This window comes from Candidatus Thiodiazotropha sp. AKAK2 (genome assembly GCF_058244685.1).
Map to the genome: position 1 here is coordinate 38,160 of NZ_JBSYOP010000020.1, position 20,870 is coordinate 59,029.

The window sequence follows — 20,870 nt, forward strand, 5'->3', positions numbered from 1 at the left end:
CTGACGATACAATTTGACGGTCGGGTTTAGTGAGGTACAGAGGTTCAATCCTGTCGTTCAAACTGGAGGCTGGTTAGTGGAATACGATCTCAGGCAATGCTATCTGTTTGCGCATTTGGATGAGCAACAGTTTGCCGATGTTGAGCAGATGGCGCATGGTGCAAAGCTGAGGGACGGGCAGCTCTTTTTTCAGGCTGGAGATCCGGCAACGCACTTTTTTCTGGTGGTCAGTGGCCAGATCAAGCTGACACGGTTGTCGCTGCAGGGTCAGGAGAAGGTGATCGAGATTATCACTCCAGGGCAGACCTTTGCCGAGGCGCTGATGTTCGGTGAACAGCCCGACTACCCCGTCAATGCCCAGGCGATGGGGGAGACTGAGCTGTTGGTTTTTGAAAGTGAACCCTTCAAGGAGATCCTGCGGGGTTCGGTGGAGACCTGTTTCCATCTGCTGGCCGATTTAAGTCAGCGTTTGCGGATGCTGATCCGTGAAATTGACAATCTGACCCTGCAGAGCGCCAGTTGTCGGGTGGCCAGTTTTTTGTGGAATCGTTGGTGTCTGGTGAAAAGCCAGGGAGACTCATTTGAGCTTCAGGCGCCGAAAGGCGTGATTGCATCCCGGCTCTCCGTGACGCCAGAGACCTTTTCCCGCATCCTGCACAACTTTTCCGAACAGGGGGTGATCCGGGTGGAGGGGAGTCGTGTGGATGTCCTCGATGATGAGAGACTGCAGGCCTATGCCTCCAGCGATGGTAAGTTGGCCCCGATTCCATCCGAGAAGGGGTGAAGCCGGTTTTCGGTATCGGTGGAGTCAGCCTGCTTGCTGGCTCAATCAAGGGTTGATCACAGCTTTTTTCTCTCGAATTTTGAGACATTCCAGGTGTTGGCCGGTTATACTGTAACGTTTTCTCACCCAATTATGAGTTAGAGCGAATCATGAAGGATAGTTTTCCCTTTCCGGTGGCCCGTATCGGTGTAATAGGGGGAGGCCAGCTGGGCCGCATGATGGTCAAGGCGGCGAAAAGACTGGGCTGTACCTGTGTTGTACTGGATCCCTATCCAGGGTCACCTGCCGGACAGGTGGCCGGACATCAGATTATCGGCGGCTATCATGATCCAGCCAAATTGAGAGAGCTGGCAGAGTCCTGCGATGTGGTGACCTATGAACTGGAAAACACCGACACCGAGACCTTGCGTCAACTGGAGCTGGAAGGACATAAGATCAATCCCGCACCAGGCCTGCTTTCCATTCTGCAGGACAAGCTGACACAGAAGCAGTTTCTCAAGGATGCGGGTATCCCGACTTCGGAATTCGTTGAGATGGCGGATGCGAATCTGGCCGATTGTGAAGCCTTTGGCTTCCCTTTGGTGCAGAAGGCCCGGCGTGGAGGCTATGACGGTCGTGGTGTGGCGGTGATGATGGATACCGCTGCCTTCAGCTCTCATCTACCGGTACCTTCATTGATCGAGCGTTTCGTGGAAGCACAAAAAGAGCTGGCGGTGATGGTGGCGCGCAATGCCGATGGGGATTGTGTGGCCTATCCGACTGTGGAGATGTGTTTTCGCGCCGGAGAGAATGTGCTGGATCTGTTGCTCTGCCCTGCCAAGGTGGATCCCGCAATCGCACGGCAGGCCGAGGATCTGGCGATCCGTACCATCCAGGCATTCGACGGGGTTGGTGTGTTCGGGGTGGAGATGTTTCTCTCCCGGGAGGGGGAGTTGCTGGTCAATGAGATCGCCCCACGGACCCATAATTCCGGTCATCACACGATTGAGGCTTGTGTGACCGATCAGTTTGAACAGCATCTGCGTGCCGTCCTCGACCTACCACTGGGTTCCACAGAGCTGCTGGCTCCGGCGGCCATGATCAATCTCCTGGGCGCACCCGATGCAGCCGGCAGACCGGTCATTAAAGGCATGTCCGAGGCGCTGGCTATCCCTGGGGTATGTCTGCATCTCTACGGTAAAGCGGAAGTGAAACCGTTTCGCAAAATGGGCCATGTGACGGTTATCGACCAGGACCTGGACAGTGCCCGCCGGAAAGCCGAGCAGGTGCGGGATTTAATTGAAATTAGTGGAGAACAGCATCCATGACAAAACCCATAGTTGGCATCATTATGGGCAGTGATTCCGATCTGCCGGTCATGCAGGAGGCAGCCAAGCAACTCGAGGCGTTTCAGATACCCTTTGAAATGACCATTGTTTCGGCTCACCGCACACCTGCCAGGCTCTATGAATACTCCCAGACCGCCGAGCAGCGCGGCCTGAAGGTTATCATTGCCGGTGCGGGCGGCGCTGCCCATCTGCCCGGTATGGTGGCCTCAATCACCCCCCTGCCGGTGGTCGGCGTACCGGTCAAATCCTCGGCTTTGAGTGGTGAGGATTCCCTGCTCTCGATTGTGCAGATGCCCCCCGGTGTACCGGTGGCCACGGTAGCAATCAATGGGGCAAAAAATGCCGCCATCCTGGCCGCTCAGATGCTGGGCACAGCGGATATGGAGATCCGTGAAAAGGTCCGGACTTACAAAGCCGACCTGGAAGCGATGGTGATGGGTAAGGTGGAGGTGATGGAGAAGCAGCAGGGTTCTCAGTCCTGATTCATAGAAGAACAGGCCGCGAGGGACCGCAAAAAAAATCCGCCAATGGAAAAACAGTTGTTGTGTGACACCTCATGGGAGTACCCAGCGAACTGTAATTCAATATTTGTGAAGGATTCGCGGTGATTGGTGTCCATTTGCGGTGAATGGCTCTGGGCTCAGGGGGCGCTTCATACTCAGTCAGTTGAAAAAAACCGCGTCAGCGGTTGGCTCATAGGCAATCAACTTGAAAAGTTGGGGTTTCTCCCCAATCTATTGGGTATTCAGAAAAGATTTTGGAGTAATACCCCATGCGAATGGATCGTTTGACCAGTAAGTTCCAGATGGCGCTGGCCGATGCCCAGAGCCTGGCTGTTGGCCAGGATCATCAGTTCATTGAGCCGGTTCACCTGATGAGCGCCATGCTCGACCAGGATGGCGGTACGGTTCGTCATCTGTTGGCTCAATCCGATGTCAACGTCAATCAACTGCGCTCAAGTCTGAGTGCGGCTACTGAACGCCTTTCCAGAGTTGAAGGTGCCGCTGGAGATCTGCATATCTCCAACGATCTGGGTCGCTTGCTCAATCAGACCGATAAGCTGGCGCAACAAAGAAATGATCAATACATCTCCAGTGAGTTGTTTGTGCTCGCCGCCGTCGAGGACAAGGGTGAGCTTGGGGAGATGTTACGCAATGCCGGCGCCGCCAAGGAGGTGCTGGAACAGAGTATCGAGAAGATGCGTGGCGGTCAGAATGTGGATGACCCAAATGCGGAAGACCAGCGTCAGGCACTGGAAAAATATACCATTGATCTCACCGAGCGGGCCGAGCAGGGCAAGCTCGATCCGGTCATCGGCCGGGACGATGAGATTCGTCGCACCATTCAGGTACTGCAGCGTAGAACCAAAAATAACCCGGTACTGATTGGTGAGCCCGGTGTGGGTAAGACCGCAATTGTCGAAGGTCTGGCTCAACGCATCATCAACGGTGAAGTACCCGAGGGGTTGAAAACCAAGCGCCTGCTCTCCCTCGATATGGGGGCGTTGATTGCCGGGGCGAAATTCCGTGGTGAATTTGAAGAGCGACTGAAAGCCGTGCTCAACGATCTGGCCAAGCAGGAGGGGCAGATCATCCTCTTCATCGATGAGCTGCACACCATGGTGGGCGCTGGTAAAGCGGAAGGTGCGATGGATGCAGGCAATATGCTGAAGCCGGCTCTGGCGCGGGGTGAGCTCCACTGCGTGGGCGCCACCACCCTGGATGAGTATCGTCAATACCTGGAGAAGGATGCGGCACTGGAACGCCGCTTTCAAAAGGTTTTGGTGGAAGAGCCCAGTGTGGAGGACACCATTGCCATTCTGCGGGGATTGAAGGAGCGTTATGAGGTCCACCATGGTGTGGACGTCACCGATCCGGCCATTGTCGCCGCGGCAACCCTCTCCCACCGCTATATCACCGATCGTCAGCTGCCGGACAAGGCGATCGATCTGGTGGATGAGGCGGCCTCACAGATCCGTATGGAGATCGACTCCAAGCCGGAGGAGATGGATCGTCTGGAGCGGCGTCTGATTCAGTTGAAGATCGAACGCGAGGCGCTCAACAAGGAGTCTGATGAAGCCTCGAAAAAGCGTCTTGCGGATCTCGAATCCCATATCGAACGGTTGGAGCGGGAGTTTTCTGACCTGGAGGAGATCTGGAAATCGGAGAAAGCGGCCCTGCAGGGTACCACCCATATCAAGGAGTCGCTGGAGAAGGCCCGGCTGGAGCTGGAAACCGCCCATCGTGCCGGTGATCTGGCGCGTATGTCCGAACTGCAGTATGGAAGGATTCCAGAGCTTGAGAAACAGCTCGATATGGCCACCCAGGCCGAGATGCAGGAGATGAAACTGCTGAGGAACAAGGTCTCCGAGGAGGAGATCGCCGATGTGGTCTCCAAGTGGACAGGCATTCCGGTCTCCAAGATGTTGGAGGGTGAGCGGGATAAACTATTGCGCATGGAAGAGGAGCTGGGTAAGCGGGTAATCGGACAGGAGGAGGGTGTGAGAGCTGTCAGTGATGCGATTCGCCGCTCCAGAGCAGGGCTTGCCGACCCCAACCAGCCGAATGGTTCATTTCTCTTTCTCGGCCCGACCGGAGTGGGTAAGACCGAGCTCTGTAAATCCCTGGCGGAGTTTCTCTTCGACACCGAAGAGGCGATGGTGCGTATCGATATGTCAGAGTTCATGGAGAAGCACTCCGTGGCCCGTTTGATCGGAGCGCCTCCCGGCTACGTGGGCTACGAAGAGGGTGGCTATCTGACCGAGGCGGTACGTCGCAGGCCCTACTCGGTGATCCTGCTCGACGAGGTGGAGAAGGCCCATCCGGATGTCTTCAATGTGTTGTTGCAGGTACTGGATGACGGTCGGCTGACCGATGGTCAGGGCCGTACGGTGGATTTCCGCAATACGGTGATCGTCATGACCTCGAATCTCGGCTCTCAGATCATTCAGGAGATGGCCACCGAAGAGCAATATGATGCGATGAAGGCATCGGTGATGGAGACTGTGCAGCAGAACTTCCGTCCCGAATTTATCAATCGGGTCGATGAGATCGTTGTCTTTCATCCTCTGGGGGCGGAGCAGATACGTGCCATTGCCAGTATCCAGGTGGACTATCTGCGTCAGCGACTGGCAGATCATGAGTTGATCCTGGCGGTTACCGATGCGGCATTGGATCGCTTGGGTCAGGCCGGTTTCGATCCGGTATACGGTGCTCGACCCTTAAAGCGGGCGATACGTCAGCAGCTTGAGAATCCTCTGGCTCAGGAGATTCTCTCGGGTCGATTTGGATCAGGGGATACGATTGAAGTGGATGTTTCAGGTGACGGATTGGGCTTTCATAAAAGTCAGAAGATGAATGTTGCGTGATACAGGAGGTAATAACCACTAGCAGGTATTTACCTGCGAGTTGAATTCACCAGATCCCATGCCTATATGCAGCAGTATGGTATCTTGCTGGATTGCTGGGGATTGGGCTTATTCGAGCCGCATTTGGTGGGGCATGGCCCCCCCCGACACCCAGAAAGAAACAGTAGGGTGGGGCCCGGCCCCACCAAGCCCCTTCGATTAAACTCGATACTAATCTGGTTAATCGTTAAGACTTCGAAAGCACTAAGTAGGCTTGATGCATTCGTTCGGTTGCTTTGGTCAACGCAGCCAGGTCGCCATTATTCTCAATGATATCGTCAGCACCCTCCAGTCGGGTCTGACGATCGACCTGGCTGGCGAGGATCTGGGTGATTTCTGACTCGTCCAGGTTGTCCCGTTGTGCAACCCGTTGGTACTGAAGGGACTCTTCACAATCCACAACCAGTATCCGCTGCGCGATATCCTGTTGTCCGGTCTCAAACAGTAGTGGAATGACCAGTATCACATAGGGGGCCGTCTGTTGTTCGATCCATTCTTCCATGGCCTGTCTGATCGGTGGGTGCAGGATGGATTCGAGACGTTTTCTTTGGGTCGGGTCATTAAATACGATCTCTCTCAAAGCCCCCCGATTCAGTTGTCCCTGCGGGCCGATCAGGTGATCACCGAAGCTGTCCTTTATCCGGGTTAAAGCCGGCGAGCCGGGTTGGACCATCTGATGCGCCAGCCTGTCCGCATCGATTACCGGCACGCCAAGGGATTCAAAATGGTTGGATACAGCGCTTTTGCCACTGCCGATTCCCCCGGTAAGGGCTACTGTCAACACAGGGATTACAAGCCAGACCAGCGAAGATAGGCCTGATTGATCTGAGAGCCCCACATCAGACTGATCCAGCCGGCGGCGGCCAGATAGGGGCCGAAAGGAATTGGAATGTTCCGGTCACGGCCTCTGACCACGATCAACAAGATACCGACAATGGCGCCAACCAAAGCGGAGAGCAAAATGATCTGAGGTAGATATTGCCAGCCGAGCCAGGCGCCGAGCATGGCGAGTAATTTGAAATCGCCGTACCCCATGCCTTCCTTGCCAGTGAGTTTTTTAAACAGCTGGTAGACACTCCATAGCGCCATATAGCCTGCGATGGCGCCGATCACAGCCGATTCAAGATCAGTGAACAGTCCGCCAATATTGACTAACAGGCCGAGCCAGAGAAACGGCAGAGTGATGTTGTCGGGCAGCAGTTGTACATCGAAATCGATTACGGTCAAGGCAATCAGACCCCAGGTCAGCAGCATCGCAGCGGCTGCTTCCCAGGAAAAGCCGAAATGGTTAGCGATCCAGAGTGATAATAAACCGGTTACGGCTTCGATGATCGGATATCTGGCGCTGATCGGATTCTGGCAGTTGGAGCAGCGACCTTTTAACATCAGCCAGCTGATTACCGGAATATTCTCCCAAGGACGAATTTTATGCTGGCATTTTGGGCAGTGAGAAGCCGGTGTGTTTAGATTGTAAACTTCAGTCTCAGCTGACGAATCAGAGCTGAGACCTTTTAATTCGTCGCAGTCTCTGTGCCACTGTTGCTCCATCATTTTCGGGAGTCGAAGGATAACAACATTAAGAAAACTGCCAACAATCAGTCCTATGACCAATGCCACTAGGAGAAAGGCTAAAAAATTAGCCTGTAAATAATCAAAAACGATCACGCACGTTCTACTTATTGATTACTAGGTTCGGTAAGTCAGATTAAATCGCTGTACCCATCTTGAATATCGGCAGGTACATGGCAACAACAAGACCGCCTACGAGGGTGCCCAGTACAACCATGATTAATGGTTCCATTAAACTGCTCATGGCATCCACGGCGTTATCAACCTGCTCTTCGTAAAAGTCTGCAACTTTGTTGAGCATGTCGTCCAGAGAGCCGGATTCCTCACCAATTGATACCATCTGTACGACCATGTTAGGGAAAAGATTTCTTTGCTTCATGGCAAGCTGTAAGGACTGGCCGGTTGCTACATCTTCACGCATTCTCAATACGGCATCGCTGTAAACCACATTACCGGTAGCCCCTGCTACTGAATCCAAAGCTTCTACAAGCGGTACGCCGGCAGCGGACATTGTTGCTAATGTACGTGAAAATCTGGCAATGGCCGATTTGTTTAGTATCATTCCAATGACGGGAACTTTGAGTAAGATACGATCAATCGCATGTCGTAACTTACGTGATCGCTTCCATAGGGATGAAAACATATACCCACCAGCAGCAGTGCCTAGTAGAATTACCCACCACCAATCTCTAACAAGATGGGATAAATGCACGACCATTTGTGTGAAGGCAGGAAGTTCTGCGCCAAAATTAGTAAATAGCTGTTCAAATTGAGGGATTACAAAGATTAACAATACAGCTGTAACAACGATAGCAGCTACTACGATTGCTGCAGGGTAAAACATGGCTTTTTTGATCTTCCCTTTGAGTGACTCGGTTTTTTCCTTGTATGTTGCAATCTTGTGCAAAAGTGATTCGAGAACACCCGCATGTTCACCAGCACGTACTAGATTGACGAATAAATCATCAAACTGCAGAGGATGCTTTTTTAGTGCATCAGCAAGAGCAGTACCACCTTCAACATCTGCTTTAACTGTCAGGATGAGCTCTTGCATCGATGGGTTTTCATGTCCTCTTCCTACAATATCAAATGCTTGAACCATAGGTACGCCTGCAGACATCATGGTGGCGAGCTGGCGACTGAAGACAGTTACATCTGCACCAGTGATTTTCTTTTTCTTATTGAATATCGAGATGGGTTTTTTTCTTACCTTGACCGGTGTGACACCTTGTCTGCGAAGGTCGGCTTTTACCATGTTCGCATCAGTTGCCCTGGATTCGCCTGATATTCGCGCTCCTTTTTTATCGGTTCCTTCCCAGGTGAACAGATAAGACTTTATCTTGGGTTTCTTTCTTGGCGGTGCCATTATTTAATCCTTGGTTACCCGATTGAGTTCTTGAAGGCTCGTTATACCCTGCATAACTTTGCGTAAGCCAGACTGACGGAGGTTGTCAATGCCATCCTTTTTGGCCTGGTCTTCGAGTTGTAGAGAGGTGCCGCCTTCCATAATGATTTTTCCCATCTTTTCAGAGACTGGCATTACCTGAAAAATACCTACACGCCCCTTGTATCCACCAGCACATAAGTCACATCCAACTGGTTTATAAATTGTGAAATTTGTATCAATTTGTTCAGAGGTAAAACCTTCTTCAACTAGCGCTTCTTTTGGCAGCTCTTCAGGTGCTTTACAGTTTTCGCATAATCTCCTTGCAAGTCGTTGAGCCATTATGAGTAGAACTGAAGAGGCAATATTAAATGGAGGTATCCCCATGTTTGCTAATCGAGTTAGGGTTTGAGGGGCATCATTAGTATGTAGAGTGGAAAGTACTAAATGGCCTGTTTGGGCTGCCTTGACGGCAATTTCTGCAGTCTCCAAGTCTCGTATTTCACCTACCATTACGATATCAGGATCTTGGCGAAGAAATGCTCTAAGAGCTTCAGCAAATGTCAAGCCTGTTTTAACATTCATGTTGACTTGATTTATGCCCGCTACTTGTATTTCAACAGGGTCTTCAGCCGTTGATATATTGACCTCAGGTTTATTTAGCAAGTTTAATGCGGTGTAGAGGCTGACCGTTTTACCACTACCGGTAGGCCCAGTAACGAGGATCATGCCATAGGGTTTACCAATAGCACTCAGAAATGCTTTTTGTTGAGCTTCCTCAAACCCTAATGCTTCAATTCCAAGCTGTGCGCTAGCTGGATCAAGAATACGTAAGACAATTTTTTCGCCATATAGCGTTGGGCAGGTATTTACACGAAAGTCTATGGCGCGTTTTTTTGAGAGTTGCATTTTTATTCGGCCATCTTGCGGTACCCTCTTTTCCGCAATATTCATACGTGACATAACCTTGATTCTACTGGATAGGCGATTTGCAAGGTTTGATGGTGGGTTGGCAATTTCCCGCAGCATGCCATCCTGTCTGTAACGGATTCTGTAGGTGTATTCATAGGGTTCAAAATGAATATCAGAAACACCTTGATTGATGGCATCGAGTAGTATCTTATTGACATAACGGACGACTGGGGCTTCGTCCACGTCCAAATTAGACTCATCATTCGACTTATCTTCTTCCCCAGTAGAAATGTCCAGATTATCAAGGTCAGCATCCAGCAAATCGTCCATGCCGGTTTCTTGTGCTTCCAGCACCTTATCAATCATTTTTCCAAGTTTATTTTCTTCAACGAGAATAGCTTCTGAGGCTAGTCCGGTATTGAAGCGTATTTCATCAAGCCCTTGGTGATTTGTAGGATCTGAAACCGCAAGAAATAGTCTGTTTCCTCTCTTGAAAATGGGCAGAGCATGGTGATTACGAACCAGCTTTTCTGCAAGCACATCCGTGGGTATAGATTCAGTATCAAGTGAATTTAAATCGAAAATTGGGACGCCAAATCCCCGGGAAGCAGAGATGGATATATCAATACTTTTGAGTATCTTATTTTCGGTAAGATAGGTGACAAAAGGTACTTTCTTTTTTAAAGCTTCAGAAAAAGCAGTTTCTGCTTGATCTTCAGATATAAGATTATCTTGTATCAAGCAACGTGCTAGTCCGCTGAGGATAGATTGGGGTTTAGTATTTGCCATCCTAGTTTGAGATCAATTTTGGGTATAATACACGTTATCGGCTATTTATATTGAATATTTAGATCAAATATTTCAGTCTCGAATACGACTCGCCTGATATGGAGTGTTTGCACTTTAGAGGCTGTTAAAATCAGATAATTCGATACAAATCACAAAAATCCAAATATTCAGCCAACACCTTGATATTAAAGCAATATAGCTTTATGTGACCTAGGAATCAATGTGCGTATACCAAGATTTGTGAGTCATGCATCATTGGCTGTATGGAACATACCAGTATATTTGACTACTGAGGAGTGAGATTTTTAGATGTATTGATCCGCGGGGGAGGGAGAGAGGATAGCGGACGCGTTTATAGAATGATTTAATTCAATAACTTAAACCGCCTCCAGATCTGGAGGCGGTTTAAATGCTAACCGTTAAGTTAGACGAGTACCGGTATTAGTTACGGCATTCGGCAGGTACATAACGCTGATCACTTGGGTTATTGCAATCCCATGTGACGCCTGAGCCAGCCATGGTGCCAACCAGATCAAAGGTAACGGTTGTTGCGTTGATGCCAGTTGCAACTGAAACATCAAGTGTGGTTGGGTTACCTGCTGTGCAACCGATGGTTGTTAAGCCGGTTACGCCAACATTCACGCCGTCGCAGCTGTTAGCAGCCGGAAGATTTGATAGATTTTCGGATACGGTTGCTTTCGCGCCACTGACAATGACAACACCCTCTGTGACCTTACCTCTGATGGTATAGTCTGTGTAGGCGGGCAGTGCGATAGCGGCCAGGATACCAATGATCGCAACAACGATCATGAGTTCAATAAGGGTGAAACCAGATTGTTTTTTCATCTTTAAACGCTCCATTTGTGTCGGTGCATGAGTTGTCGGCGATAGATGATAAAACTTTAATCCTAAAATCCCGCCGGGTTACCCTCATGTATGCAAGCTGGGTGCCAAAATTATTCGAGAGTAAGTGGTTTCGTATGAAGTGAGATGTAATTGATTGAAAAATATAAAAAATAATGGCCGGCTTACTGATGGAAGCAGGTAACAATAGCTTCAACAAGCTGAATGGACAAATTATTGAAAAAAGACTCTCGATGTTAGAAAGTGACAAAAAATGTCACTTTCAATGGTTACTGATCGCTTCCTTGGAGTGATCGCTCTAAGGCGCTCTAAATTTTGCCAGGCTGAAAAATGTGATGGAGTTCAAAAAACTCACTCTATCCCCAACTTCTCTAATCGATATCTCAACGAGCGTAAGCTCATCCCAAGATTTTTTGCGGCGGCAGTTCGATTCCATCGGGTTGCTTCAAGAGCTTCTAATATCGCTTTGCGTTCTACTTGCTCCATTTTTACGTCAAGTTTTTGTGCCTCGCTTTCTGAGTCGGTTTCTGTCATTTGAACGGGTAAAAGAAGATCTTCAGCTTCTAATTTGTCACGATCGAGAAGGGTAATTGAGCGCTCCACTATATTTTCCAACTCTCTAATATTCCCAGGAAAACTATAGGATTTGAGCTTTTTTATCGCTTCAGAGGTAAGTTTAGGTTTGTTGATACCGCTCTGGCGAGATAGTCGGGTTAGGAAGTGCTGCGCTAATAAAGGGATGTCCTCGGCTCGTTCTCGTAGTGGGGGTAGGGGTAATTCGATTACGTTAATTCTATAGAACAGATCCTGGCGGAATTTGCTTTCTTTCACCATGTTGGCCAGATCCTTATGGGTTGCACTGATGATGCGTACATCAATGGGGATCTCCTTCTGTCCACCTACAGGTCTGATCATCTTTTCTTGAATGGAACGAAGCAGTTTTACCTGCATATGAAGTGGTAGGTCTGCAATCTCATCCAGAAAAAGAGTACCTCCGTTCGCACTGAGAAAGAGGCCTTCATGATCCTGAGTGGCGCCGGTGAAGCTGCCCTTTTTATGACCAAACAGTTCACTCTCCATCAGTTCCTGCGGAATGGCGCCACAGTTGACTGCCACAAAGGGGTGATCGGCACGGGGTCCCTGATTGTGGATCATTCTTGCGGCCAGCTCTTTACCTGTACCCGATTCTCCGCTGATATAGACTGGCGCCTGACTCCTTGCGAGTTTCTCGATTAACTTGATGATATGGATCATGGCTGAGGAGTTCCCCAGCATCGGTTCGTGGTTGGTTACAGATTCTATTTTGGCCTTGGTTTTGCCTGCCGGTTTACTGAGTTTGATGGCCTGCTGAACCAGCTTGCGAAGCACCTCCAGATCAACCGGTTTGGATACAAAATCGAAGGCGCCCGCCTTCAATGCTTCGATGGCAGACTCCATGTTTCCATGGGCAGTGATCATGGCGACAGGTAGCTCAGGGTAGGTCTGATTGATATGCCGAACTAAGTCTATTCCGTTTCCATCAGGCAGGCGCATATCTGACAGGCAGAGATCGAAGCTCTGCTCTGCGAGTAGTTGGTGTGCACTAGCCAGGTTGAATACCGAGTGGGCGTCAATCCCCATACGCAGCAGCGTTATCTCCAACAGTTCACAAATATCGGGTTCGTCATCGACAATCAGTGCGGTGGGTTGTGTCATGCTTGAGGATTCTCTCGCTGCCAGTTTTCAAAGTGTAGGCGGAAGCAGCTTCCGCCTGTTGGACCTGGGATATACTCCAGTCTTATCCGATTGGTTTCGCTTAACTCCTTGGCGATGTAGAGACCCAGCCCCGTTCCATTATTCCGAGTCGTGAAAAAGGGCTCGAAGATCTGTTTGGCCACTTCCGGGGCGATCCCGGGTCCATTGTCCACCACATCCAGTATAGGATGCTGGTACTCTTTGGTCACACCGCCGACAATCCTCAACTGCAGGCTCTTTTTGTCACAATGCTCCCTGGCGTTGTTGCAAAGATTACTCAACAGTTGGCGTAACTGCTCGGGATCCGCAAAGACCTCGGTGGATAGCGGTTCGATCTGCAGGCGAATGCTCTCTTCTTTGAAGCCCTGATGCCTGATCAGATCGGCTGTGAGTTTTTTCAGCCAGGGTTCGAGCTGAATTGTGACTTGCTTACCGGGTTCCCGACGTGAGAGCTGGAGGACATTCTCAATCACCTGATTCACCCGCGCTGCATTGGTGGTGATGATTTCAGTCAGTCTTTTGTCGGCAACATTGAGACTCGGGGATTCACGAAACAGTTGACTGGCGTGACTGATTGCCCCGAGCGGATTGCGTATCTCATGGGCGATGCTGGCGGTGAGTCGTCCCAGAGATGCCAGCTTCATCTGTTGTGCCTCGCGGGTTACCTGTGAGGTATCTTCGAGAAAGATCAGCATGTCTCCCGCCTCTTCACCGCTCAGTGCATTGAATTGGGCCTTGAGTTCAGGGCCCTGGCTCTGACTACGGAAGGTAAGTTTCTGCTTGCGTTTGGGGTTTTGGCGCTTGCGGGCGATGTGAGCCAGCTCCGGGGAGGCCTTGGCCAGATGGCTGCCGGTGGTGGCTGAGGGCATCCCCAGCAGATGCCAGGCCGGATCATTCATCATCAGGATTTTGCCTGAGGAATCGATGACCAGGACTCCGGTCTGCATATGTTTTATGACATAGGCATTGATCTTCGCCATGTGATCCAGTTCGCTGGCTCGTTTCTCGGCCAGGCGCTCACTGGCACGGGCGCGGCTGCTCAATACCCAGGTCAGCAGAGCGGTGGCGAAATAGACGGCTCCCAGGAATCCGGCCTGGATAAACTGGGGCGATGCACGGTTGCTCAGGCTGGCGTGGACCTGGTCGGTGATCACCGCCAATGCAGCCAATGCGGCAAACAGGAGTGATGCGCGTCCCCCCATGATCAGAGCCCCGGCTGAGATGGAGACCGCGATCAGCATACCTAGGCCTGTCTGGATGCCGCCACTGGCATGCATCAGCAAGGTGATGGCCAGAATATCGATGAACAGGGCCAGGTAGGCCTGGTGTTCCGGGCCGGGTGAGCGCCAGATGAACAGCAGGGAAGAGAGAACGGCTAATGCACTATAGGTTAGAACGGTAATGGAAAAGAGCCGGGGATCCGTCGAGCCAATGAATACCGGACCGCTGTCTGCGTAGAAGAAAAACAGCAGGGTCAGTGACAGGGTGATTCTGTAGAGTAGGAATAGCCGCAGTGACCGCCAATGGGACACCGCACCCATCTCCTTGTCGGGAGATTCTGTGATGATGGTTTGCTCAAGCTTCTCCAGCCAGCTATTCATGATCTGTTGGTTTACCCGACTCAGCGGCGATCCGATGTTCTTTGCTGCAGTAGTAGACCCCTTTTTTTTCCACTGCTTCAGTTTTTGGCAGATGCAGCCCGCAATAGGCACATTCCACGCTTTCCACCGATTTGACCTCTCTTGATGCGGTCTGATCTATGGATCGCTGCCTGACAAGGTGGCGTATGATGAGGTAGATTCCCCAGATTGCTAAGCCGAAAAGTATCGTTTTTAGTCCCATACAATCAATTGTTTATGATGTCTGAGACTGAGTCAATCAGGATTGTGGCTGGATCGATGTTCAGATGCCGAAGTTAAAAACTTGCAACCGCACTCTCAATGGTCTGGAATGCAGCCTTTTACGCATCAGTCAATACAATCCACAACTCTGATTAATCATCAAGCTGTCAGGAGTACCCGTTTGAAGCTTAAAATTCAGATTGCCCAACTCAATTTTCTGGTTGGAGATATCGAGGGTAATGCCAGGAAAATTATCGATCTGGCGCTCAATGATCAACAGGCTGTGGATGCCATTGTCTTTCCTGAGCTGGCGATTACCGGCTATCCGCCGGAAGACCTGCTTTTACGTCCCCATTTCATTCAACGCGTTGAGCGTGCCATTGAGCTGATCTGTTCGGAAATCAGTCACGTCTGCCTGGTGATCGGCTATCCCAGGTACCGGGATGGCAAGCTGTTCAATGTGGCAGGTGTGGTCAGTGGAGGGCAGCTGATCGCGGAGTATGAGAAGCACAAGTTGCCCAACTACAGTGTGTTTGATGAAAAGCGATACTTCGCGCCAGGGCACGAGGCAGTGACCTTCAATCTCAATGGGGTACAGCTGGGTTTGACTGTTTGTGAGGATATCTGGGAGGCGGAACCCGCCGCCATGAGCCGAGCGGCTGGGGCTCAAGTACTCTTGAACCTGAATGCATCGCCCTTCCACATCGGCAAGGCGCCGGAACGGGAGGAGCTGGTTCAAAAACGTGCCTTGGATAATGGTATTCCCATTATCTATACCAATCTGGTGGGTGGTCAGGACGAGTTGGTCTTTGATGGTGGTTCCTTTGCCGTGGATGCGACAGGTAATCTGGTTCAACGAGCGGCATGCTTCGAAGAGTCCTGTCCCATCGTGGAGCTGGAGTGCACCGCGGATTCTGTGTCACCGATACCTCAGCATGTGGAGCCGCTGATGAGTGAAGCGCAGAGGGTCTATCAGGCCCTGGTGCTTGGGGTGCGGGACTATGTGGTGAAAAATGGTTTCAATGGCGCCATCATCGGTCTCTCAGGTGGGATCGACTCCGCTTTGACCCTGGCGATAGCCGCTGATGCGCTGGGACCCGATCAGGTGGAAGTGGTGCTGATGCCCTCCCGTTACACGGCAGATATGAGTAATCAGGATGCGGAGGCGGAGGCGGAGGCGCTGGGAGTCGAGTATCGGACCATCCCGATCGAGCCGGCGTTCAAAGCCTTTCTCGAGATGCTCAGCGATGAGTTTGCCGACAAACCGGTTGATGTGACAGAAGAGAACATCCAGGCCCGCTGTCGTGGCATCATCCTGATGGCGATCAGCAACAAAAAAGGACGGATATTGCTGACCACCGGTAACAAGAGTGAAATGTCGGTAGGCTATGCCACCCTCTACGGAGACATGGCGGGTGGTTTTGCTCCGATAAAAGATGTTCCGAAGACGCTGGTATACCAGCTCTGTCGCTATCGCAACGGGTTGTCTCCGGTGATACCCCAACGGGTATTGGATAGGCCACCGTCTGCGGAATTGGCGCCGGATCAAAAGGATAGTGACTCACTCCCCGACTATCCGGTGCTCGATCAAATCCTCGAGCGATATGTGGAACAAGACCAGGATCCGGCAACCATTATTTCAGCAGGATTTGACCGGTCGACGGTGGAGCGGGTGATCGGTCTGGTGGATCGAAATGAGTATAAACGTCGCCAGGCCCCGCCAGGCGTCAAGATCACCCGACGCGCCTATGGGCGGGATCGACGCTACCCACTCACCTGGCGTAAGTTCTGAAGCTCATAAATTGTTAATGAAATCAGTTAGATGGAGAGTGTGGTTTCACCTTTGAATCCTTCTGTCTATAATAATTCCCTGCTCAGTTTTGTTGGTGACTCTGTTGGGAATTGAAGAGGCACTCTGCCGTTAACAGCCTGAATTCATCAAATATTGGGTTTTGTTGCAGCAATTTCCGGGGGGGTCGTAGACTCGCTGGTTGGCTCAGCGTTACAATCCATTATTACCTGATGCGAAAGATTATCCTACGAGAGCAGAGTAACAATGAAAAAAGTTGAAGCAATCATCAAGCCTTTCAAACTGGAGGATGTTCGTGAGGCCTTGTCAGAGGTGGGCATTACCGGAATGACCGCCACTGAAGTCAAGGGGTTTGGCCGACAGAAAGGGCATACCGAGCTCTACCGTGGTGCTGAATATGTGGTCGATTTCCTGCCGAAGGTGAAATTGGAGCTGGTGGTAGCCAGTGAGCAGGTTCAGGCTTGCATCGATGCCATCACCAATGCGGCACGTACAGGAAAAATTGGCGACGGCAAGATTTTCGTTTCCCCAGTGGAACAGGTCATCCGTATCAGGACCGGCGAAGAGAATGAAGCGGCGATCTAAAGCGCCTTAGTACAAACGGTTTGTCTGATCGATTCAAAGAGACCGGCGGATTGATTCAATCTGCCGGTTTTTTGTTGTCCAGGGAAGTGGGGCGATCGTGGATCACTCCGCCTCGTCAGCGGTGGGTTGGGTAAGACGACCGTTTTCCAGGTTGAGAGTTAATACACGCTGAGCATCCTTGGCCAAATCCGTCAGGCCGAGACGGGAGTAAGCATCGATCATGATTTCCAGCGCTTCCTGAACCGAGTCTGTGCGCTGAAACTTGGTGACCACCCGGTTTGCGCGGTTAGCTGCTGCCAGATAGGCGCCCCGTTTCATATAGTATCTTGCAATATGAATCTGGTATTTGGAGAGGTTGTTTCTCAGATAGAGCATGCGCTGATGAGCATCTGCCGAGTACTTGCTGTCAGGGTATCGACGTATCAGCTCGGCGAAGTCGTTGAATGAATCCAGTGCAGCGCCCGCATCCCGCTCCGATGAATCCGTGGGCAGGATACTGCTGAGAAAACTCTGATTGCGGTTATAGTTGGCCAGTCCCTTCATATAATAGGCGTAATCCACATATTGGCTTTGCGGATTGAGTTTGATAAAGCGGTCGGAGGTAGCAATGGTGGAGTCGGGTTCGCCGTTTTTGTAGTGGGCGTAGATGATATCGAGCTGGGATTGGATGGCGTAGCGCCCAAACGGATAGCGTGCCTGCAGTCCGTTGTAGTATTTGATGGCCAGGTCGAACTCACCATCCAGCATATAGGTTTTGGCTTCGGAGTAGAATTTACTGGCACTCCAGTTTTTTGTGGGATCGGCCTGCTCCGGCAGGGCACATCCTGTCAGCAGCATAATGAGCAGAATGGTTGAAAAAGTTTTTATGGTCATGGCCAATCTCTGGATGAAACATGATTTGACGCGTGAGTATAACGGAAAGCCGCAGTTACGGTATAACTTGCGCGTCCGCGCCGCAGGTTTTCCCGGATTGCAGGGAATGGCTCCCTGTGAGGCGGGTCGTGGCTGTGTGCGAAAATCCTACTCAGGGTGGTCTTGCAATGTCCGATCCTGAGTCCTTGTCAGAAGTTCCCACACAAACCTTTCAAGTGCCTCCTGAACGGGCGGGTATGCGCATTGATCAGTTACTGGCAGAACTCTGTCCGGAATACTCCCGCAGTCGCCTGCAAAACTGGATCAAACAGGGATTGGTCGAAGTGGATGGGGCGAGCTGTCGGGCGAAGGACAAGGTAAAGGGAGGTGAGTGCGTGGTATTAAGGGCGCTGCTCTCGGAAGAGGTGTCTGACAGGCCTGAAGCCATGGATCTCGATCTGCTCTATGAAGATGACTCCCTGCTGGTGGTCAACAAGCCCGCTGGGTTGGTGATGCATCCTGCAGCCGGTAATCCAGGTGGTACTCTGCTGAATGGCTTGCTCCACCACCACCCGCAGCTGACTGCCGTGCCACGGGCGGGAATCGTGCATCGTCTGGATAAGGATACCAGTGGTCTATTGGTGGTTGCCAAGACGCTGCAGGCACAACATGCTCTGGTGCAACAGCTGCAGGCAAGAAGCGTAAAACGCGAATACCGGGCGCTTGTTCAAGGGAGTATGGTATCCGGTGGCACCGTTGATAAACCGATCGGTCGCCATCCGGTGAACCGGCTGCGAATGGCAGTTGTCGAGAGTGGCAAGCAGGCGATAACACACTATCGGGTATTGCAGCGATTTGCTGCACACACCTATCTGCAGGTAAATCTGGAAACCGGCAGGACCCACCAGATCCGGGTGCATATGAGCCATATCCACCATCCTTTGCTGGGTGATCCACTCTATGGCGGACGCCAGAAGATTCCCCCGGGCCTGTCTCAGGAAGCAGTTGAGATTCTGCGGCAGTTTAAGCGCCAGGCCCTGCATGCCACCCGCTTGGAGCTGACTCATCCTGACAGCGGTGAGCTGATGAGCTGGGAAGCTCCGCCACCCTCCGACATGCAACAGCTGCTGAGGCTTTTAGCGAATGACCATTGAGCTGATCGAACCGGACTGGCCGGCCCCGACACAGGTCCGGGCCGGGACCACCACTCGCCTGGGGGGAGTTAGCCTGGGTGATTTTGAGAGTCTGAATCTGGCTGAACATGTCACGGATGATCCTCATGCTGTGGCACAAAACCGTGAGCGTCTTGCAGACAATCTCAGGCTCCCGGGGGAACCGTTCTGGCTGACTCAGATCCATGGTTGTCATATTGCACTCGGTGAGCGGGATAGCCCGGGGTGTCAGGCTGATGGGGTTTACACCAGCCGAAGTGGCGTGGTCTGTGCCGTACTCACCGCAGACTGTTTGCCGCTGTTGCTTACCGATCGTGATGGTCGGGAGGTCTCGGCGGTGCATGCCGGCTGGCGGGGACTCGCTTCGGGTATCATTGAACGGGCAGTTGCCAGAATGAGTGCGCCGGCGGAATCCATTCTCGCCTGGATGGGACCGGCGATCGGTCCGGCTGCATTCGAGGTGGGTGACGAAGTACGTGAAGTATTCATAAAGCAGGCGACAGAGGATGCGCTGGCATTTGAGGCGGGGCGGCCTGGTCACTGGTTGGCGGATATCTATCAACTGGCCCGCCAGCGATTGATCCGCTCGGGTGTGGGGTTCATCAGTGGGGGAGATTACTGTACAGTGGCCGACCGCGAACGCTTCTTCTCTTATCGTCGAGATGGTGTGACTGGACGAATGGCCTCATTAATTTGGCTTGAAAGGGGTTGATATGAAATGGCAGATGTTGACGCTGGTCGGTGAAGATCAGCCTGGGATTGTCGCACAGGTGACCGATGCCCTGTTCCGTGGCGGTTATACCCTGGGCGAGGCCTCCATGCTTCGATTGGGTGGTAATTTCACCATCATGATGATGGTGGATGGTGGGCAGAGTGAACAGGCGTTGTCCGCCTGCATTGCACCAGTGGCGGAGAAACTGGGATTGCGACTTCATCTGGATCCGATCCATGGCGGACTGCATCAGCACCGGGTGCCCAATTTTCAGGTTCGGGTGAATGGCGCGGACCGGGCTGGAATCGTGGCGCAGGTTACCGGATTGTTGGCTGAAAGTGGCTTCAATATTCTGGAGCTGGATTCGGATGTGGTGGGTAGCCAAGATGATCCTGTCTACATCATGACGATCCAGGGCTACACCGAGGCGACCATTGAAACTCTGGAAACGGCCCTTGGAAGGCTCGAGGCAGATGAGATCGATGTGCACGTCTCAGCCATCGAGACACTGATTGGTTGAATCATGGCGGTACTCGATATTCTGAAATTGCCAGACCCGAGATTGAAAGAGGTCTCGCAAGAGGTAGAGCGGTTTGATGATGAACTGCTGGCATTCATCGACGATCTGGAAGAGACCCGTCAGGCGGGACCGGCGGCTGTCGGTATTGCTGCACCTCAGGTGGGTAGACTGCAGAGGATTGTCATCATCGATTGTTCGACCACCCGCAAACCGGTACCCAATCATGGCAGGCTGGTATTGGTCAATCCTGAGATCACCGAGTGGGATGGCTTCGAGCTGGGACGGGAAGGCTGTCTCTCCGTGCCGGATTATACGGGAAATGTCATTCGCGCCGAACGGATCAAGATGCACGCCTTGACCCCTGAAGGCGAACCCCGGGAGTTTGAGATGGAAGGGTATGAAGCGAGAGCTCTGCAACACGAGGTCGATCATCTGGACGGGATGCTGTTTATTGATCGACTGGTGAGTCGCAGAACCGATCTGTTTCAGCGAAAGGTCTATCAGAAGGGTGGCAAGAAGCGCAAATAGCGCCAATCAGGCCCTCACCCAGCATAAGATCAGGTCATAGTCACTGATTGAATTCATGATGTAGCATGCTGCGATGATTC

Annotated in this window: 19 protein-coding genes; 10 read left to right on the forward strand and 9 right to left on the reverse strand. The window is 51.6% G+C overall.

The window, feature by feature from the left end; translation table 11 throughout:
* Nucleotides 1–76 precede the first annotated feature (76 nt).
* The 4 genes from AC4IE8_RS07640 (at nt 77) to clpB (ending at nt 5,479) form a co-directional block, all read left to right on the forward strand.
* Entirely contained in the window at nt 77–784 is a 708-nt protein-coding gene (locus AC4IE8_RS07640; protein ID WP_068989935.1) for a Crp/Fnr family transcriptional regulator, read from the forward strand.
* A 149-nt stretch (nt 785–933) separates the two neighbouring features.
* Nucleotides 934–2,091, forward strand: a complete 1,158-nt coding sequence (gene purK, locus AC4IE8_RS07645; protein WP_068989938.1) for a 5-(carboxyamino)imidazole ribonucleotide synthase — start codon at nt 934–936, stop codon at nt 2,089–2,091.
* On the forward strand, nt 2,088–2,594 hold the full coding sequence (gene purE / locus AC4IE8_RS07650; protein WP_068989940.1) for a 5-(carboxyamino)imidazole ribonucleotide mutase: 507 nt from the start codon (nt 2,088–2,090) through the stop codon (nt 2,592–2,594). The genes purK and purE overlap by 4 nt, the downstream gene beginning before the upstream one ends.
* Nucleotides 2,595–2,884: 290 nt before the next feature.
* Nucleotides 2,885–5,479 (forward strand): ATP-dependent chaperone ClpB, encoded by a 2,595-nt coding sequence (clpB, locus tag AC4IE8_RS07655; RefSeq protein ID WP_490790711.1) that lies wholly within the window; start codon nt 2,885–2,887, stop codon nt 5,477–5,479.
* Nucleotides 5,480–5,705: 226 nt separating this feature from the next.
* On the opposite strand, the gene coaE is transcribed toward clpB, so the two are convergent.
* The 8 genes from coaE to AC4IE8_RS07695 form a co-directional block, all read right to left on the reverse strand.
* Nucleotides 5,706–6,302 carry a dephospho-CoA kinase gene (gene coaE / locus AC4IE8_RS07660; RefSeq protein ID WP_490790712.1) on the reverse strand — a complete coding sequence of 199 codons (597 nt, stop codon included), beginning with the start codon at nt 6,300–6,302 and terminating at the stop codon, nt 5,706–5,708.
* 5 nt (nt 6,303–6,307) lie between these two features.
* A complete protein-coding gene (locus AC4IE8_RS07665) occupies nt 6,308–7,183 on the reverse strand; it encodes a prepilin peptidase (RefSeq protein WP_490790713.1) in 876 nt (291 codons plus the stop codon).
* A gap of 40 nt (nt 7,184–7,223) precedes the next feature.
* Nucleotides 7,224–8,453 (reverse strand): type II secretion system F family protein, encoded by a 1,230-nt coding sequence (locus AC4IE8_RS07670; protein WP_490790714.1) that lies wholly within the window; start codon nt 8,451–8,453, stop codon nt 7,224–7,226.
* Between the two features lie 3 nt (nt 8,454–8,456).
* On the reverse strand, nt 8,457–10,172 hold the full coding sequence (pilB, locus tag AC4IE8_RS07675; protein ID WP_490790715.1) for a type IV-A pilus assembly ATPase PilB: 1,716 nt from the start codon (nt 10,170–10,172) through the stop codon (nt 8,457–8,459).
* A gap of 441 nt (nt 10,173–10,613) precedes the next feature.
* The gene (locus AC4IE8_RS07680) at nt 10,614–11,018 is read right to left on the reverse strand and encodes a pilin (RefSeq protein ID WP_490790716.1); all 405 of its coding nucleotides are present in this window, start codon (nt 11,016–11,018) and stop codon (nt 10,614–10,616) included.
* A 369-nt stretch (nt 11,019–11,387) separates the two neighbouring features.
* Nucleotides 11,388–12,731, reverse strand: coding sequence for a sigma-54-dependent transcriptional regulator (locus tag AC4IE8_RS07685; protein ID WP_490790717.1), 1,344 nt, complete (start codon nt 12,729–12,731; stop codon nt 11,388–11,390).
* Complete coding sequence (locus AC4IE8_RS07690) at nt 12,728–14,371, reverse strand: two-component system sensor histidine kinase NtrB (protein WP_490790718.1); 1,644 nt, start codon at nt 14,369–14,371, stop codon at nt 12,728–12,730. The genes AC4IE8_RS07685 and AC4IE8_RS07690 overlap by 4 nt, the downstream gene beginning before the upstream one ends.
* Nucleotides 14,364–14,612 carry a PP0621 family protein gene (locus tag AC4IE8_RS07695; protein WP_490790719.1) on the reverse strand — a complete coding sequence of 83 codons (249 nt, stop codon included), beginning with the start codon at nt 14,610–14,612 and terminating at the stop codon, nt 14,364–14,366. The genes AC4IE8_RS07690 and AC4IE8_RS07695 overlap by 8 nt, the downstream gene beginning before the upstream one ends.
* A 180-nt stretch (nt 14,613–14,792) precedes the next feature.
* Here AC4IE8_RS07695 and AC4IE8_RS07700 point away from each other — a divergent pair, with 180 nt between their 5' ends.
* Both AC4IE8_RS07700 and AC4IE8_RS07705 read left to right on the forward strand, forming a co-directional pair.
* Nucleotides 14,793–16,403, forward strand: a complete 1,611-nt coding sequence (locus AC4IE8_RS07700; protein WP_490790720.1) for an NAD+ synthase — start codon at nt 14,793–14,795, stop codon at nt 16,401–16,403.
* Nucleotides 16,404–16,667: 264 nt separating this feature from the next.
* On the forward strand, nt 16,668–17,006 hold the full coding sequence (locus tag AC4IE8_RS07705) for a P-II family nitrogen regulator (RefSeq protein WP_068989963.1): 339 nt from the start codon (nt 16,668–16,670) through the stop codon (nt 17,004–17,006).
* A gap of 102 nt (nt 17,007–17,108) precedes the next feature.
* Here the strand turns inward: AC4IE8_RS07705 and AC4IE8_RS07710 are convergent, their stop codons facing one another.
* On the reverse strand, nt 17,109–17,879 hold the full coding sequence (locus AC4IE8_RS07710; RefSeq protein ID WP_490790721.1) for an outer membrane protein assembly factor BamD: 771 nt from the start codon (nt 17,877–17,879) through the stop codon (nt 17,109–17,111).
* Nucleotides 17,880–18,046: 167 nt separating this feature from the next.
* On the opposite strand from AC4IE8_RS07710, the gene rluD reads away from it, so the two are divergent.
* The 4 genes from rluD to def are packed head-to-tail and all read left to right on the forward strand — an operon-like array spanning nt 18,047 to nt 20,790.
* Entirely contained in the window at nt 18,047–19,012 is a 966-nt protein-coding gene (gene rluD / locus AC4IE8_RS07715; RefSeq protein ID WP_068989969.1) for a 23S rRNA pseudouridine(1911/1915/1917) synthase RluD, read from the forward strand.
* A complete protein-coding gene (gene pgeF / locus AC4IE8_RS07720; RefSeq protein WP_068989971.1) occupies nt 19,002–19,742 on the forward strand; it encodes a peptidoglycan editing factor PgeF in 741 nt (246 codons plus the stop codon). The genes rluD and pgeF overlap by 11 nt, the downstream gene beginning before the upstream one ends.
* Before the next feature lies 1 nt (nt 19,743).
* On the forward strand, nt 19,744–20,262 hold the full coding sequence (locus AC4IE8_RS07725) for a glycine cleavage system transcriptional repressor (protein ID WP_068989974.1): 519 nt from the start codon (nt 19,744–19,746) through the stop codon (nt 20,260–20,262).
* Between the two features lie 3 nt (nt 20,263–20,265).
* Entirely contained in the window at nt 20,266–20,790 is a 525-nt protein-coding gene (def, locus tag AC4IE8_RS07730; protein ID WP_068989976.1) for a peptide deformylase, read from the forward strand.
* The last annotated feature ends 80 nt before the right edge of the window (nt 20,791–20,870 follow it).